General features: G+C 60.8%; 16 protein-coding genes. 1 reads left to right on the top strand and 15 read right to left on the bottom strand.

Features of this window, described 5'->3' with window-relative positions; translation table 11 throughout:
• Window positions 1–10: 10 nt before the first annotated feature.
• The 11 genes from GRAN_RS12565 to GRAN_RS12515 all read right to left on the bottom strand — a co-directional run bounded on the left by GRAN_RS12565 (window position 11) and on the right by GRAN_RS12515 (window position 9,741).
• Window positions 11–751 carry a flagellar basal body L-ring protein FlgH gene (locus GRAN_RS12565; protein ID WP_241654540.1) on the bottom strand — a complete coding sequence of 247 codons (741 nt, stop codon included), beginning with the start codon at window positions 749–751 and terminating at the stop codon, window positions 11–13.
• Entirely contained in the window at window positions 751–1,317 is a 567-nt protein-coding gene (locus tag GRAN_RS12560) for a hypothetical protein (RefSeq protein ID WP_128913386.1), read from the bottom strand. Before GRAN_RS12560 ends, GRAN_RS12565 begins: the two co-directional genes overlap by 1 nt.
• A complete protein-coding gene (gene flgG, locus GRAN_RS12555) occupies window positions 1,318–2,106 on the bottom strand; it encodes a flagellar basal-body rod protein FlgG (RefSeq protein WP_128913385.1) in 789 nt (262 codons plus the stop codon).
• Between the two features lie 18 nt (window positions 2,107–2,124).
• A complete protein-coding gene (locus GRAN_RS12550; protein WP_128913384.1) occupies window positions 2,125–2,886 on the bottom strand; it encodes a flagellar hook-basal body protein in 762 nt (253 codons plus the stop codon).
• 121 nt (window positions 2,887–3,007) lie between these two features.
• Window positions 3,008–3,940, bottom strand: coding sequence for a hypothetical protein (locus GRAN_RS12545; protein WP_421800843.1), 933 nt, complete (start codon window positions 3,938–3,940; stop codon window positions 3,008–3,010).
• A gap of 136 nt (window positions 3,941–4,076) precedes the next feature.
• The gene (locus GRAN_RS12540) at window positions 4,077–5,075 is read right to left on the bottom strand and encodes a glutamate formiminotransferase (protein ID WP_128913382.1); all 999 of its coding nucleotides are present in this window, start codon (window positions 5,073–5,075) and stop codon (window positions 4,077–4,079) included.
• 31 nt (window positions 5,076–5,106) lie between these two features.
• Window positions 5,107–5,937, bottom strand: a complete 831-nt coding sequence (locus GRAN_RS12535; protein ID WP_241654539.1) for an acyloxyacyl hydrolase — start codon at window positions 5,935–5,937, stop codon at window positions 5,107–5,109.
• Between the two features lie 123 nt (window positions 5,938–6,060).
• On the bottom strand, window positions 6,061–6,801 hold the full coding sequence (locus GRAN_RS12530; protein ID WP_128913381.1) for a YebC/PmpR family DNA-binding transcriptional regulator: 741 nt from the start codon (window positions 6,799–6,801) through the stop codon (window positions 6,061–6,063).
• Window positions 6,802–6,890: 89 nt separating this feature from the next.
• Window positions 6,891–8,189: a diaminopimelate decarboxylase gene (gene lysA / locus GRAN_RS12525; RefSeq protein WP_128913380.1), complete on the bottom strand. Its 1,299-nt coding sequence runs from the start codon at window positions 8,187–8,189 to the stop codon at window positions 6,891–6,893.
• The gene (locus GRAN_RS12520; protein ID WP_128913379.1) at window positions 8,189–8,488 is read right to left on the bottom strand and encodes a PspC domain-containing protein; all 300 of its coding nucleotides are present in this window, start codon (window positions 8,486–8,488) and stop codon (window positions 8,189–8,191) included. Before GRAN_RS12520 ends, lysA begins: the two co-directional genes overlap by 1 nt.
• Window positions 8,489–8,511: 23 nt before the next feature.
• Window positions 8,512–9,741, bottom strand: coding sequence for a tetratricopeptide repeat protein (locus GRAN_RS12515; protein WP_241654538.1), 1,230 nt, complete (start codon window positions 9,739–9,741; stop codon window positions 8,512–8,514).
• 189 nt (window positions 9,742–9,930) lie between these two features.
• Between GRAN_RS12515 and GRAN_RS12510 the strand changes: the two genes are divergently transcribed.
• Window positions 9,931–10,377, top strand: coding sequence for a hypothetical protein (locus GRAN_RS12510; RefSeq protein WP_128913378.1), 447 nt, complete (start codon window positions 9,931–9,933; stop codon window positions 10,375–10,377).
• Window positions 10,378–10,383: 6 nt separating this feature from the next.
• Here GRAN_RS12510 and GRAN_RS12505 read toward each other — a convergent pair whose 3' ends face one another.
• Genes GRAN_RS12505 through GRAN_RS12490 form a run of 4 tightly spaced genes read right to left on the bottom strand, consistent with a single transcriptional unit; the run spans window position 10,384 to window position 13,681 of the window.
• Complete coding sequence (locus GRAN_RS12505) at window positions 10,384–10,938, bottom strand: DinB family protein (RefSeq protein ID WP_128913377.1); 555 nt, start codon at window positions 10,936–10,938, stop codon at window positions 10,384–10,386.
• 42 nt (window positions 10,939–10,980) lie between these two features.
• Window positions 10,981–11,868: a tetratricopeptide repeat protein gene (locus tag GRAN_RS12500; RefSeq protein WP_128913376.1), complete on the bottom strand. Its 888-nt coding sequence runs from the start codon at window positions 11,866–11,868 to the stop codon at window positions 10,981–10,983.
• Window positions 11,869–11,916: 48 nt separating this feature from the next.
• Window positions 11,917–13,320 (bottom strand): TIGR03435 family protein, encoded by a 1,404-nt coding sequence (locus tag GRAN_RS12495; protein WP_161570955.1) that lies wholly within the window; start codon window positions 13,318–13,320, stop codon window positions 11,917–11,919.
• Window positions 13,313–13,681, bottom strand: coding sequence for a PadR family transcriptional regulator (locus GRAN_RS12490; protein ID WP_128913374.1), 369 nt, complete (start codon window positions 13,679–13,681; stop codon window positions 13,313–13,315). Before GRAN_RS12490 ends, GRAN_RS12495 begins: the two co-directional genes overlap by 8 nt.
• Window positions 13,682–13,823 lie beyond the last annotated feature (142 nt).

Genomic DNA, 13,823 nt, shown 5'->3' with positions numbered 1-13,823 from the left:
GGCACACAAATCAGAAGATCAGGAGCTTCTGGAGCAGCCGCACCACGGCGTTCGGCCGGTGCGTATAGTCGTTGATGATTCCCTTGCCCCGCACCTCAAGCTCAAGGCTCGAGATCGCGGTCGAAAGCACCTGATTCTGCTGCGAAATGTCCTCAGGCCGCACCAGCCCGCGCAGCAGGATAGTCTGGGTCTGCTGGCTGAACTCCACCTCACGCGCCGCCTCGATCACGAGATTCCCGTTCGGAAGCACCGCAACCACCTGCCCACCGAACGTCGTACTCAGGCTCGAGTTATTTGCGCTCGCTCCCTGCGCATTCAGCCCCGAGTTCGAACTCTGATTGATCAGGTTCTGCAGCGCATTGCCAGCGTGCAGCAGCCCAAACAACGCCGAGACTTGCGAACTCGCCGACGAACTTCGCGAGTTCTTCACCGTCCCATCCGTCTCCGACTCCAGACTCTCCGACACCACTACCGAGATCAGGTCGTTCGGACGCATCGCCCGCACATCGGACGACATCCGCGTGAATCGCCCACTATCGGTCCAGATCGCGCCGGGCGTCGGCAGATCGCCCGTGCTTGTCGCCTTCACCCGTGCCAGATAGTCCTTGAGCGACGTCGAAGCGACATTCACGTTCGGAGGATTGATCACGTTGGCGATCTTGCCCGCCGCCGCCTTTACCCCCTGCCCCTGGGCCGAACCAGCCGCAGTCATCAGGAGGAACGCTACCGCCCACCGCCTCCAGTTCCCCATCACTCCAACTCCACATCTGCCGGCCCACGTACCAGCCCGAAGACATACCGCACCACCTGCACATTCTCCTGGTTACTCACGACTCGCAGCCGGATCCTCTCGCCAATTCCGCCGCTTTCCTCGCTCACGGCCGGCATCTCCATCCGCAAATTTGGCTCAATCCTCCAAAGCCGTACCGGTTCACCAGCCCGGATAGTTTTTTCGAGCAGCAACGCACTTGTACGACCTACCTGAACTGTCGTGACGCCTGCAGCAGCTACCGTGGACAAGGGCGAGACAGCGGACACGAGGAGTGCCCCCTCCGGCCTCTGCGCCATCCGGATGCTGAGCTCCGGCCAGCCCGGATGTCCGCATCGCTCCACCTGCGCCCAGTTCACGCGAAGCGGAAGATCGGTGTACCAACTCGCAACCCGGTAACCCTCGACCAGGTCTCCCGCGATCGGCTGTCCGCTCTCGTAAGCCTTAACCGCCGCCGCCGGAGTGCTCGCACAAGGGGTCTCCGCAAACCCGGCGGAAACCCCCAATCCCAGAAGTCCGATCGTCACTAGCCGTCTGAGCGTCTTCATCTATCTCACCAGGTTGTTGATCTGCGAGTACATGTCGTCGGCCACGTGAATAACCTTGGAGTTGCTTTCATAGGCCCGCTGCGCGAGGATCATCTGCACGAACTCCGCGACCACGTCCACGTTTGAGGCCTCGAGATACCCCTGCTGCAGAAGCCCAAGCCCACTCGTGCCACCTGGTACATCGGTGATCGGGTTCCCGGAAGACGTGCTCTGCGTCAGCAGGTTTCCGCCAATCGAGTTCAGTCCGCCCGGATTCGCGAACGTCGCAAGCTGCATCGTCCCAAGCTGAGCCGCGGTCGTCTGGCCCGGGATCGTCGCCGTCACCACCCCGTACTCCGAGATCGTCACGTTCGTCGCGTTCGGAGGAATCGTGATCGACGGCAGAATCGGATCGCCCTCCGCCGTCACGATCACCCCTTGGTTCGTCAGGTGAAAGTTCCCTGAGCGTGTATACGCAATCGTCCCGTCCGGGCGCGTCAACTGGAAAAACCCATGCCCTTGAATCGCCACGTCGAGAGGGTTCTGCGTCTGGTTGAAATCCCCCTGCGTCATGATGATCTCGGTCGCCGCGTCCCGCACCCCAAGCCCGATCTGCAGCCCCGCCGAAACCGTCTGTTGGCTCTCCGCCGACCCCGGCGTAATCAGGTTCTGGTACACCATGTCCTCGAACTGCAGCCGCCTGCTCCGGAAGCCCGCCGTCGCCGAGTTCGCCAGGTTATTCGCCACCGTATCCAGGTTCGCCTGCTGTGCACTCATCCCGCTTGCCGCCGTATACATCGCTCGAATCATGAAGGTCTCCCCGTCCGGTTACGAAACTTTGCCCAGCTCTTCTGCTGCCGTCTTATCGAAGTCGTTGTGAAACACGCTCAGCGCCTTCTGCATCATCTCGGCCTGCCGCTGCACCAGCATGAGCTGCATCGTGCCGTGAACCGCATCCTGGTTCGCCCCCTCGAGCGCACCCTCGTGGATCTCCCCCGAAGCCGCAATCGGTATCGCCCCATCCGCCGCGACGAACCGGTTCGTCCCCTCCGCCTGCAGCCTCGCGGGATCGGCGAACGTGAACTTCCCTACCTGCCCCGCGATCGCATTCCCCCCGGCGGCGTTCACCGACACGGTGCCATCCCCACTCACGCTCACCGACCCGGTCGGCACGATAATTGGGTTCCCCGTGGTATCAAGAACAGGCTCGCCTTCGCGCGTCTGCAGCACACCCGTCGCTGACCGCAGAAACCCGCCATCCCGCGTATACCGCGTCCCGTGCGCCGTCTTGATGGCAAAGAATCCCTCACCCTGGATCGCCAGGTCCAGGGGATTCCCGGTCACCGTAAGCTGTCCCTGGCTCAGATCGATCCCGGAGCCGCCCAGCGTTCCGTAGTCGTTCACCGCCTGCCCCACCTGCGAAGCCCCGTCCCCGCTGTTCACGACGCTTCCCGCCAGCACCCCGCGAAACGTGTCCCGTTGCGCCCGAAAGCCCGCCGTCCCGATATTCGCCAGGTTGTTGGCCGCCGTATCGAGGGCCTGCGTCCTGGTAAGCAGTCCGCTGTACGCCGCATAAAGTCCGCTGTCCATGCCGTGACTTATGCATCTACCCGACCGAAGACGGACCACTTAGCGTTAGAGGAACCTAAGGCACCGGACAAAACAAATGGGCAACCCCGAAGGGCCGCCCATCGTAAAGCTCGAAGCGCTCTTACTTCACAACAGATTGAAACAGAGGAGACGTCAGCAGGTTCGCAAACTGGCTGTCCGACGAGGAGTAGTCCACCGTAATCGTCCCTGAGTTCGAATCGATCGTCGTCGAATCCAGCGCCGTCTTCTCAAGCGGGCTTCCCTGCGTCTTGCGCATAATCGCGACGCCCTTCATCAGCGTCGCCGCCGTCGCCGCCGTAATCGTATCCGACGTCACCACCGACAGGTTGAACCGAACCCCGTTGCTGAAATCCATCGTGTACCGCGAGCTCTTCATCCGGTTCTTGACCGTGTCATAATCCGCAAGCTGCGCCGCATCGCCGAGCACGCCCTTCATCATGGTCTGCGTGCCCTTCTGGTCCAGCAGACTCCACACAGCCTTGGTATCCACCACGCTCATCTCATTGACCATGTCCGAGTTCTGCAGGAAGTTCGGCGCCAACCCATCCCGCGCATCGAGCGCGGCCTTCACCGCATCCTTGTCCCCGAACACCATCGTCGTCTGGTTCAGAAACACCACGCTCATCCCCGCTGAACCCATCGGGTAGATGCTGTTGTTCCGCAGCGTGACAAACTTCGTCTTCTGCTTCGTAAAGTTCGCAAGAATCTCCCGCGTATGAAACTGCCCCTGCGCAATTCCCACGATGCGCGCGCCTTCAGAACCGACCTTGAACGAAGCAAACGCAAGCGTGTCGGCGTCCTGGTCGACCTTAAGCCCCGAAGTCTTCAGCGCCGTCTCCAGCTTCTTCAACTCCGGAGGAAGCACCCGGTCCTTCAAGCTCATCGCCGCCGACGAATTCTGCATAGCCCGATAATCCACCACAATTACCTGCTGCGTGTCCCGCGGGATCGCCGACTTCGCATCACCACTCAGCTCCGCCGCCCGCGTCATCACTGGGCTCAGCGTCGCCGATACCGCCAGGGCCGTTACCATTACCTGTTTCCCGAAAATCATCATCGCCTTCCTTCTCCTCAAATCCTATCGACCAAAACCATTCCGGCATCTACCCCACCGGGAAATCATGCACCCTAGCCAGACATTCTTCTCTCAATTGAGAGTCCCGGCAAGGTCAAACCTGAACCACAGGCCAATCCAGCGGATGATGCAGCTTGCGTTCCAAAACCTTCTCCTCCGGAACGAACCCACCGATTTGACGTACCCACTCCGAATCCGGCTCAAACGCCTCCTCCGGAATCAACCCGATCAGCTCCGCTCCGGCAACCACCGCACCATGCCTCCGTGCCAGGTCCTGCACGGCGGCAAAAACCTGCGGCATGGGCGTCGCGCGATAGTTCGTGATGTTCATACTCACCTGCGCCCGACCATTCGCCACCACGCCAATCGCCTTTACGCCCTGCAAACCGCCATTCGAAGCCCGGATATCCCGCGCGATCGCCCTCGCTGCCGAGATATCAGGCTGGCCTGGCATCACCGGACGCGCTCCGTTACCGGTTGAGACGCTCTTTTCCGCTACCTGCATTACGGCTCGCTGTTCCAGGTAGATGTTGTAGGCGATCAGAAAGCTCCGCGCCCCCACCGCGCTCGCTCCCGCCGTCGGATGCACCTCCGGCCCCCCAACGTCCGGTCGCCGTGCCGAATCCCGATGCGAAGACTCCCGCAATCCCTCGAACTGGCCTCGCCGCACGTCTTCCAACTGCACCCGGTCCGGACGCATCGCCGCCGCCTCGTAGAAGTACACCGGAACCCCATACCGCCGCCACATCTCCAGGCCCGCCTGCCGCGCCAGCATGGCACACTCCGCCAGCGAAACCCCGCTCACCGGCACAAACGGCACCACGTCAGCCGCCCCGATCCGCGGATGCACTCCGCTCTGCCGAGTCAAATCAATCAGTTGCGCAGCTTTCCCCACCCCTCGAAGAGCTGACTCGACCACCGCTGCCACCGGCCCCGCAATCGTCACCACCGAACGGTTATGCGCCTCATCCAGCGACCAGTCCAGCAGCTTCACATGCGGAATCTGCATCGCCTCGACGATCCGGCGCACAACCCCTTCGTCATTTCCTTCGGAGAAGTTCGGAACACACTCGATAATCGCTTCTGGAGTCATGATCGCAATCCGGGCCCAAGCAGTCACAAGACTACTTCCAGAACGTGTACCCCACGTTGAATTGCACCGACGCATTCACGCCCGGATTCTTATCCCCAAGGCTGGCGCTCGAAATATGCACCGCATTGATCCCGAAATCGACGGAACGCTTCGGCTTCACGAAGTAGTGGAAACCCACCCCGCCCTGCGGCGTAAAGTTGAACACACTCGCATCCGTATTCGGCCCATCGTTCCCCAGGTTCAAAATCGGCGACCCAAACGCTGGATACTTGTGGTTCGTCCACAGCAGCCCACCCGCCCCTTGGGCCCACGGCACGAACTTACCCGTCCCCTTGAAGTTCCAACGCAGAATGATCGGCGTCACCGACACGCCCGAATACGTCCCACCCGTCGTATACAGTCCTGAGCAGCTAATCACCGTTGATCCCGTGATCGGAACGCAGTTCGCCCGTTGAAACTTCGGCGTATAGGACTGCCAGAAGGGAAATATCTCCACCGCATACTCGAAGTTGCCCTTCAACACTCCCAGCCCAAAATCATCCGTAAGCACCTTGCCTGCATGAATCCCGGCCATGATGAACTTGAAGTCGTCTCGATTATCGGTAAATCCCTTGCCACCCTGCACGATAACGCCATACTCAAGCGGCCGCGAGCGCTCGCTCCCGAAAGCATTTGCCGCCACCTGCCCGCCGCTCGCAGTAGCCGCAACCACTGGAGTCCCTCCGGCACTATCCACGCTCGACGAGAAGGCCTGTCCCCATCCCATCGTAGATCCAACAGATCCCGCCAGAAGCCCCAGACCCACCACCATCGTCGACGAGCGCCGCCCACAACCTACCGTCAGGAATTGAAAGAAAGACAAAGGAACTCCGCTTCTGCCCGAAGGCCAGTGTTATTGATTCCGCTACTGCCGTTGCCAATCCCAGCATAACCGAGCAAACGAAAGCCGCCGGGAAACCGGCGGCCCCGTAAAACCGTGTACCGACTACTGCGCCACCGGAGCCTCATCGAAGTCGAAGTTGGAATACACATTCTGCGTATCATCCAGGTCCTCAAGCGTCTCCAGCAGACGAATCATCTGATTCGCCGAAGCCCCCTCAAGCTTCGTATAAGTCGAAGCAATCTTCGTCACTTCCGCATGTTCGGCCGGAATCTTCGCCGTCTTCAGAGCTTCGGTCACGGCCTCGAAGTCCTTGGGATCGCAAAGCACCTCCCAGGTATCTCCCTCGTCCGAAAGATCCTCCGCACCCGCATCGAGCACGATCTCCGTCAGCTTGTCCTCATTGGCAGCCGTCTTCGAGACAACAATCACGCCCTTTTTCGTGAACATCCACGAAACCGAGTTCGACTCGCCCAGGTTCCCGCCGTTCTTCGTAAAGGCATGCCGGATCTCGCTCACCGCGCGATTCTTGTTATCCGTCAGCACATCGACGATCAGTGCCACTCCACCCGGCCCGTAGCCCTCGTACGTGATCTCTTCGTAGTTCACGCCCTCAAGCTCGCCCGTTCCACGCTGGATCGCCCGCTTGATGTTATCCGCCGGCATATTCTCAGCCTTGGCAGCAGCGATAGCCCCACGCAGTCGCGGATTTCCATCCGGATCACCCCCGCCCGTCTTGGCGGCAATCGTGACTTCCTTGATCAGACGTGTGAAGATCTTGCCGCGCTTGGCATCCAGCGCGCCCTTCTTGTGCTTGATAGTCGCCCATTTTGAATGGCCGGACATACGCTACCCCAAATAAAGAAAAATAAACAAAATAAGCAGCGCCAAAGGCACCACAACCAAGCGATTCTAGCACGTAGAGCGCACAGAACTCACCCCGGCATCCGCTCCAGCGCGAGCATGTCCTTCACCGTCTCCCGCCGCCGGATCACATCGCACCGGTCCCCATCCACCAGCACCTCCGCCGGACGCCCCCGCGTGTTGTAGTTCGAAGCCAAGCTCATCCCATAAGCCCCCGCATCGAGCACCGCCACCAGGTCCCCCACCTTCACCTTTGGCATCACCCGATCCCGGGCGAAGAAATCTCCGGACTCGCACACCGGCCCAACGATATCCACCGCCTCGCTCGCACCCGAAGGCTGCTTCACCGGAACGATCTCATGATGCGCCTGGTACAGCGCCGGCCTGATCAAATCGTTCATCCCCGCATCCGTCACCACGAACGTCTTTGTCCCGTTCTTCTTCACAAACAGTATCCGGCTGACCAAAGCCCCCGCCTGCGCCACCAGAAACCGCCCAGGCTCCAGCAGAAGATGAGCGCCCTCATCTCCCATCACCGCGAGCAGAGCCGCGGCGTACCGCTCCACCTGCCCAGCGGGATCGAACACAGCCGAAGCGTCCATCCCATAATCAATTCCCAACCCACCCCCGGCATCCACGTACCGGATCGAGTGCCCATCCTCCCGCAGCTCCTTCACCAACCCGAGCACGCGCCCCAGCGCCGCGCCAAACGGCTCAACCTGCCGTATCTGCGAACCGATATGCACGCTCACCCCAGCCGCATCGAGCGAACCCATCTTCTTCGCCGCCCTATAAATCCTCCGAGCCTCACCAATCGCGATCCCAAACTTATGGTCCCGCAGCCCGGTCGAGATATACGGATGCGTCTCCGCAAACACATCCGGATTCACCCGCAGCGCAAACCGCGCCTTCACCCCCGCCAGCTTCGCTCTCTCCGCCAGCAGCGAAAGCTCCGCCTCCGACTCCACGTTGAACAGCAGGATCCCCGCCTTCAGCGCCGCATCGATCTCCCAGACCTGCTTCCCCACCCCGGAAAACACCACTCGCTTCAGCGCCGCCTTTGAAGCCCGCCGAACCCGCTCCAACTCCCCGCCCGAAACGATATCGAACCCAGCCCCGGCATCCGCCAGCAGCTTCAAAATCGCCAGCGACGAATTCGCCTTCACCGCGTAGCAGATCGTATGCGCTCGCCCGGAGAACGCCCCTTCAAACAACTCAAGCCGATACCGGATCTGCTCCGCCGAATACACATAAAGCGGAGTCCCGTGCTCCTTAGCCAGGGCAGTCAGATCCACAGCCCCACACACAAGCTTCTTAACCTTATAAAAAAACGGACGCGGTCCGGACGTAACAGACGTAGCAATAGCCATCAGGAAGCAGTCGTCCCCGCATTCTCCGCCAACTCAAACTGCCCTTCCGGAATCACCACCCAAAGCACCGCATACAACACTGCGATCAGCCCCGAAGACGCCACCGAGCAAACCACGAACATCACCCGCACACCCGCAAGGTTCCACCCAAAGTACTCTGCTAGTCCCGAGCAAACGCCAGCGATCCTGCGCGGAAAGCGCGGCCTTACCAGCTTCCCGCTCCCCTTCGGAAGCACAAACGCCTCCTCAATCTCACCCACCGTCCGCTCGAACCAACCCGTCCCACGTTCTCCGGTCATACGCACCTCCAGCTTTATTCTAGTCACTTCCCCGCATAAGCCGTCTTCATATACTTCTTCGCCAGGTCCGCCTGCGACTGATCCCCCGAAGGGGCCGCCGCCATCTGGTACTGCTTCACGGCCTGATCCCGCTCATGCAGCAGATCCAGCATCTCCCCCGCGTTCAACTGCGCCCTCCGCCTCAGCCAGTCCGAGCACTTCGGCTGCGAAGCCGCCAGCAAATAATTCTCCGCCGCCCCGCGAATATCGTTCTGCCCCCTCTGCGTATCCCCAAGCCCGAAGTAGGTCATCTGTAGCCGAGCGTCGACAAAGTAGCCCGGCCTCTTCGCATCCGCCAGCACCGCTCGATACGCCTCAATGGCCTTCGGGCCATTACCTTCATCCTTCGTCAGATTCGCCTGCTCAAGCCGGAAAAGATAGTCGTGCGGATACTGCTCCGCCAGCCCCCGTTGCACCTCCAGCGCCTCCGGATACCGCGCATCATGCCGCAGGAACAACGACAGCGTCGTCCGCGACTCCACGCTTGTCGCCACCCCATGTGTCGCCGAATCGCGAAGCAACTCCAGCCCTTTCTCTTTATTTCCTCCCACCCCCACAATCCCCACCATCATCCGTATGAAGCGCGGCAGACTCGCGACCGCGAACTGCTGTATCCCCACAGCCATCTTCGCGTCCGCATACATCGGATCGATCTTCAGTGTCTTCTCGCTATCACTCCTCGCCGCATACCCCTGCCGCGCCGCCGCCGTAAAGCTATGATCGGCCAGCGTGATGAACGCCGCATGCAATCCCTCTGCGTACCCGCGCGCGAAGTAAGCATTCTTGTCCTGCCCATTGGTCTTGATTCTCTGGTCGCACATGTCGGTGACCTTGTCCGTCAGAGACTCGATCTTCTTCCGCGTCTCATCCGCCACCACAACCGTTCTCTTCGACGAAAGAAACGAGTCATGCGCGTAGTACGTCGTATCCAGCAGATCCTGGTGATACAGTTCCCGGAAGATCGTCACCATCAACAGGTAGTTGTAGGCCATCGGCTCACCCGAATGCGCCTTCTGCACCGCATCGAACCGCGCCTCTGCCCCGTCGTAATCAAGGTTATAGAAGTGCTCGTAGCCATCCCGAACCGCCGGATCGAGGTTCAACGGATCCGTGTGCCCCCCCGAATCCCCCTTCTGCGCCAGGGCCGGCCCGCCCAGCAAAGCCCCGAACAAAACAGATGCAACTCCAAACCGTATCGCTCGTCTACACTTCATGCAGCCATTACTCCACACCATCAATACAGCCCCCGGTCGAACCAGCCGCCTCTGAACCAGCCACAAGCCAGAACTCAGACTAACTATATCCTTGTGGCGTGTTCCGCCAAATACCGGCAAACCCACCCCAGCAACTGATTCGACGCTCGTCTTACCGACCCCACACGCAGAGCAATTCAGGGCACCGTCATGACAAAGCTGGAACTCCTGCAACTCCTCATCGGTCAGGCTCGAGTCAACGGATTCGAGTTCCGCAAGTGGTACGTCGCCAAGCTCGGCCTGCCGTGGACTAACGCCGCCAAGGCCACGGCCACGCTCGCCGAACAGCGCCGCTACTACGTCCTCCTCTTCTCGCACGAGTTCGCCCAGCACTTCTGGAAAGCCGGCGAACAGATCACCTTCCTCGTCCCCACTCAGACCTTCCAGCGCCGCAAGGCTGACGGAACCATCGGCACCGTCACCCGTAAGGGCTACACCCGGCGCAGTGCCCGCGAGGACGTCTGGCGCTACCACCTCCGCGAGCTCGCCGTCGCCGAGGAGCCTCTCCGCTACATGCGCCGCTACCTCCGCATCACCGACGAAATCGAAGACGACTCGGCGAAAAAACTCGCCCAGCTCAACGACACCATCACCTAGCGACGTTCAAACGCCCATCACCGTCCGCGTAGCCAGGATCTGCCGCAGATGGTGCTCGCCATGCACAAAGTGGAATCGCCTCCACTGCTGCGCGGTCATGGACCCCAGCGCGCCATGCGTCATGCATCGCCGCGACGGCCCCCACATCCTCTCCGCTTCGGCAAACAGCGCATCCATCGGATAGAGTTCCTCCGCCACACGCGCATCCAGTTCCTTGGCGGACATCATCCGAACCGTTCCCTCCGGCGGACTCACCATCACCGGCGAGATACGCCCCCCGGGAAACCGCCCCATGGTCACAATAACGAACTGCCCTAGCCGCTGTTGCACCGTCGGCATCGCCTTCGTCGGCGTCCCCTTGGCGATCCGCCCCTCCACCAGCAAGCGCGTCGACTCATACGTCAGAAGAAGATGCTCAACGATCTGTTGAATATTCCACTTGTCCGGACCGCGCCGCGTCTGCGTCTGTTCAGCAGACAGTCCCGCCAGCCCATCATGAAGTTCGCGCTGCAGCTTCTGTAGAACGGGATGCATCCACGGGAGACTAACCCATCCCGCCATCTCTCGTCAGCCTCAAAACGTCCGGTAAGGAAACCGAAAGCGTCATGGCCTAAGCTTCTCCAGAGCCTTCCGCGCCTTCTTCGCCTCATCCGTATCCGGATCGGCCTTCAGGTACGTCTCATACTCCGCGACCGCCTCATCCTTCTTCCCCAGCTTCTCCGCCACGCCGGCCAGAGCCAGGTGAACGTCCGGATCGTTCGGCTGCACCTTGAGCGCGTCCTTGACCCGCATATACGCTCCGTTCAGGTTCCCCGTCTTCTGGTAGAACTGCGCGACCGAAAGATCCTCCGCCACCCGGTCATCATCCGTCTGCGGCTTCTGCGCCGGAATGCGGTTATGCAGCAGCCTCCGCTTATGCGCGGTCGACCCCTCGCTCCCCTCATCCTTCAACCCCGGCTTCTCGTCATCCTCTTTCGCCGCCGGATTATCTCCCGGAGCCGCATCGTCGTCCGAGCTCGAACTACTGCTGCTGCTCCCGGATTCACCCTTCGGCTTCCTCGGAGGAGCATCCGGGTCCGGGGCGAAGTCCGGAGTCTCCGGAGCCGCATCCGGCGAGTCCTTCGTCTCACCCGGGTAAGGAAACTTATCCCCCGCCGATCCCGGCTTCGGCGCGGCAGGCTTCTCTTCCCCGGGATACGGAAACTTATCCTTCACCGATCCCGCCGCCCCTGCCTTCCCAGGAACAGGATCAGGAGCCGCCGGTGTCTCCGGCTTCTCTCCCGGGAAAGGAAACTGCTGCGACACGCTCCGCGTCACGCAAGGCTTAGCCCCCGGGGCAGACGTCTTCGAGGCATCCGCCGGAACACAGGGAGCCGCAGCCGTCGGGGCCGGAGCATCCGGAACACTCCCGGAACTCTGCGCCCCCGCCACTCCCCCCGCCAGCAACCCGACCGGCAGCAGCCCAAGCATCGCTCTCGCCACAAAACCCATGCTTCATTGGACGCCACAACCCGCCCCTTTGTCACGGAACCGATCGCCCTAGTTCTCCGAGGGCCTCTCGACATGGTCGACGACAAGAAAATCCACCGGCGCTCGAGTCGCCTTCAGCTTCAGTCCAAGCTGATCCTTCAAAGCCTCCTGAAACGTGGGTCCCTGAAGCTCAGCCGGTGCCTCCGCCCACGCCTGCGACGCACTCGCAGCCTCCCGCTCCCAATGCATCGTGAAGTCGAATCTCCCGGCCAGTCCCGTCTCGTCCACCAGCGGCCTTCCAAGTCTCCCCACCGACGGAAGCGTATCGGCAATCGTCTTCATCGTCGCATCCCTCGACCCGATCATCATCTCGTGGTTCGCCGCGGGCACAAGCATGAACGACCCGCAATCCGGCGGAAACACCCCATCCGCCTTCATCGCGCTGTGCGGCGTCGGACCATCCGGATGGTCATTGCACGGCGGACCCTCTGCGTGCGAGCGAAGATTAGGTCCCGTCTTACCCGGTTTATCCAGAAGCAGGGCCAACACAGGAGTCTCCTGCGTCTCGAAGTGAGCCACCAGCCCGAATCGATCCGCCAGCAGCGACTGCAGCATCAACCGCATCTGGTCTTTAGTCGGATGACCATCCGCCTTCGCCCGTATCTCGAAGTGATCCGTAGTCACCCACTTCGGTAGCCGGGCAAGCATCGCTTCAGTCCGCTCCGGCGAGGCCGGAAGCTGATAAGCAAACTGGATATAAACGGAGAGCGGAAAATCCGCAAGGAACTGCCCGCCAGGATCCGCGAACGGTGCATAGGAATCTCCACCATCCAGAGCAAAGTTAGGCGGAGTAAACGTCCCCGGCTTGCTCACCCGGATCGAAGCCACCTCAAACGACATCTTCGCCGGCTTATCCGATTGGCTCGTCATCAACATGGCGGCTTCAGACCCTGACCCGCCCGAAGCCGGAGTCTGTGACCCCGGCCCACCCGCCCGTGCCGCCCTCGAGCTCTGCTGAAAATCACTCCCCCCCGAGTCCCCCGCCGAACCCCGATTCAGCCGTTGAACCACAGCCTCAACCGGAGACATCTGCCCATTCGCCCCATAGATCGACTGATACGCAATAGGCCGCCCCAACTCAAACGCAACCAGCAAGAGCACCATCAACGATGTCATTCCGGCAACAAAGATCGATCCCTGCCCCAGCGGTTCATCCACCAACACATGAAACGAAGGACCGCTCGCCGCGCCAAGCGAAAGCAAGTCCTCAGTCGCGCCGTACGAGTTCCGGTAAGCCGACGGCAGTCCACCCAAAGCATCGACCACAAGATCCCACCACAACCGCGCTCTTCTCACAAACCCCGTCTCGTCCCGAAAGCGATCCCGGATCAGCAGCATGGCCTCACCCTCATACCGCTTGCGGAAGCTCGCGGGATAAAGCCGAAGCAATCGGACGAATATCTTCTCAGACATAATCCTCCCCCAGGATCTTGCGGGCTCGAGCGACGCGCAACACATCGGCCATCTTCTCCGCCTCGGCCCTCGCGACGTCTCTTCCAGCAACGGTCAGCCTGTAATACCGCCGCCGCTCCAGCCGGACACTCTTGTCTAGAGAATCTGGAGAATCGTCCGATCGATACACCTCCTCGATCAACTCTCCCTCCAGCAACGCCTGAATCGACCCATACAGAGTCCCCGGCCCAAGCCGAAGCCGGCCCCCCGTCTGCTCTTCGACCTGCCGCATAATCGCGTATCCATGAAGATCGCCATCCGCAAGCGAAAGCATGATCTGAAACGCCGCCGCGGGTAAAGGATCAAGTTTTCGTTTCGGCATACACGCTCGATGATCGATATATCGATAGTCGACTATAAGACGGATCCAACAGTCGCGTCAACCGCCGCATGAGAATTCTGAGAAGTCCAAGTGGATACCAAATTGCTTCCAGCGAGTATGGGCAGGCGGCCAAAGCCCCATC

Origin of the sequence: Granulicella sibirica, assembly GCF_004115155.1 — a bacterium.
Lineage (GTDB): Bacteria > Acidobacteriota > Terriglobia > Terriglobales > Acidobacteriaceae > Edaphobacter > Edaphobacter sibiricus.
Note: the sequence above shows the minus strand (reverse complement) of the source record. Positions and strands in the feature narration are given on the sequence as shown.

Bases quoted from the DNA above. Each gene is read 5' to 3' on its own strand.
- GRAN_RS12565 (WP_241654540.1), bottom strand. From the start codon at position 751: ATGGGGAACTGGAGGCGGTGGGCGGTAGCGTTCCTCCTGATGACTGCG.
- GRAN_RS12560 (WP_128913386.1), bottom strand. From the start codon at position 1,317: ATGAAGACGCTCAGACGGCTAGTGACGATCGGACTTCTGGGATTGGGG.
- flgG (WP_128913385.1), bottom strand. From the start codon at position 2,106: ATGATTCGAGCGATGTATACGGCGGCAAGCGGGATGAGTGCACAGCAG.
- GRAN_RS12550 (WP_128913384.1), bottom strand. From the start codon at position 2,886: ATGGACAGCGGACTTTATGCGGCGTACAGCGGACTGCTTACCAGGACG.
- GRAN_RS12545 (WP_421800843.1), bottom strand. From the start codon at position 3,940: ATGGTAACGGCCCTGGCGGTATCGGCGACGCTGAGCCCAGTGATGACG.
- GRAN_RS12540 (WP_128913382.1), bottom strand. From the start codon at position 5,075: ATGACTCCAGAAGCGATTATCGAGTGTGTTCCGAACTTCTCCGAAGGA.
- GRAN_RS12530 (WP_128913381.1), bottom strand. From the start codon at position 6,801: ATGTCCGGCCATTCAAAATGGGCGACTATCAAGCACAAGAAGGGCGCG.
- lysA (WP_128913380.1), bottom strand. From the start codon at position 8,189: ATGGCTATTGCTACGTCTGTTACGTCCGGACCGCGTCCGTTTTTTTAT.
- GRAN_RS12520 (WP_128913379.1), bottom strand. From the start codon at position 8,488: ATGACCGGAGAACGTGGGACGGGTTGGTTCGAGCGGACGGTGGGTGAG.
- GRAN_RS12515 (WP_241654538.1), bottom strand. From the start codon at position 9,741: ATGAAGTGTAGACGAGCGATACGGTTTGGAGTTGCATCTGTTTTGTTC.
- GRAN_RS12510 (WP_128913378.1), top strand. From the start codon at position 9,931: ATGACAAAGCTGGAACTCCTGCAACTCCTCATCGGTCAGGCTCGAGTC.
- GRAN_RS12505 (WP_128913377.1), bottom strand. From the start codon at position 10,938: ATGGCGGGATGGGTTAGTCTCCCGTGGATGCATCCCGTTCTACAGAAG.
- GRAN_RS12500 (WP_128913376.1), bottom strand. From the start codon at position 11,868: ATGGGTTTTGTGGCGAGAGCGATGCTTGGGCTGCTGCCGGTCGGGTTG.
- GRAN_RS12495 (WP_161570955.1), bottom strand. From the start codon at position 13,320: ATGTCTGAGAAGATATTCGTCCGATTGCTTCGGCTTTATCCCGCGAGC.
- GRAN_RS12490 (WP_128913374.1), bottom strand. From the start codon at position 13,681: ATGCCGAAACGAAAACTTGATCCTTTACCCGCGGCGGCGTTTCAGATC.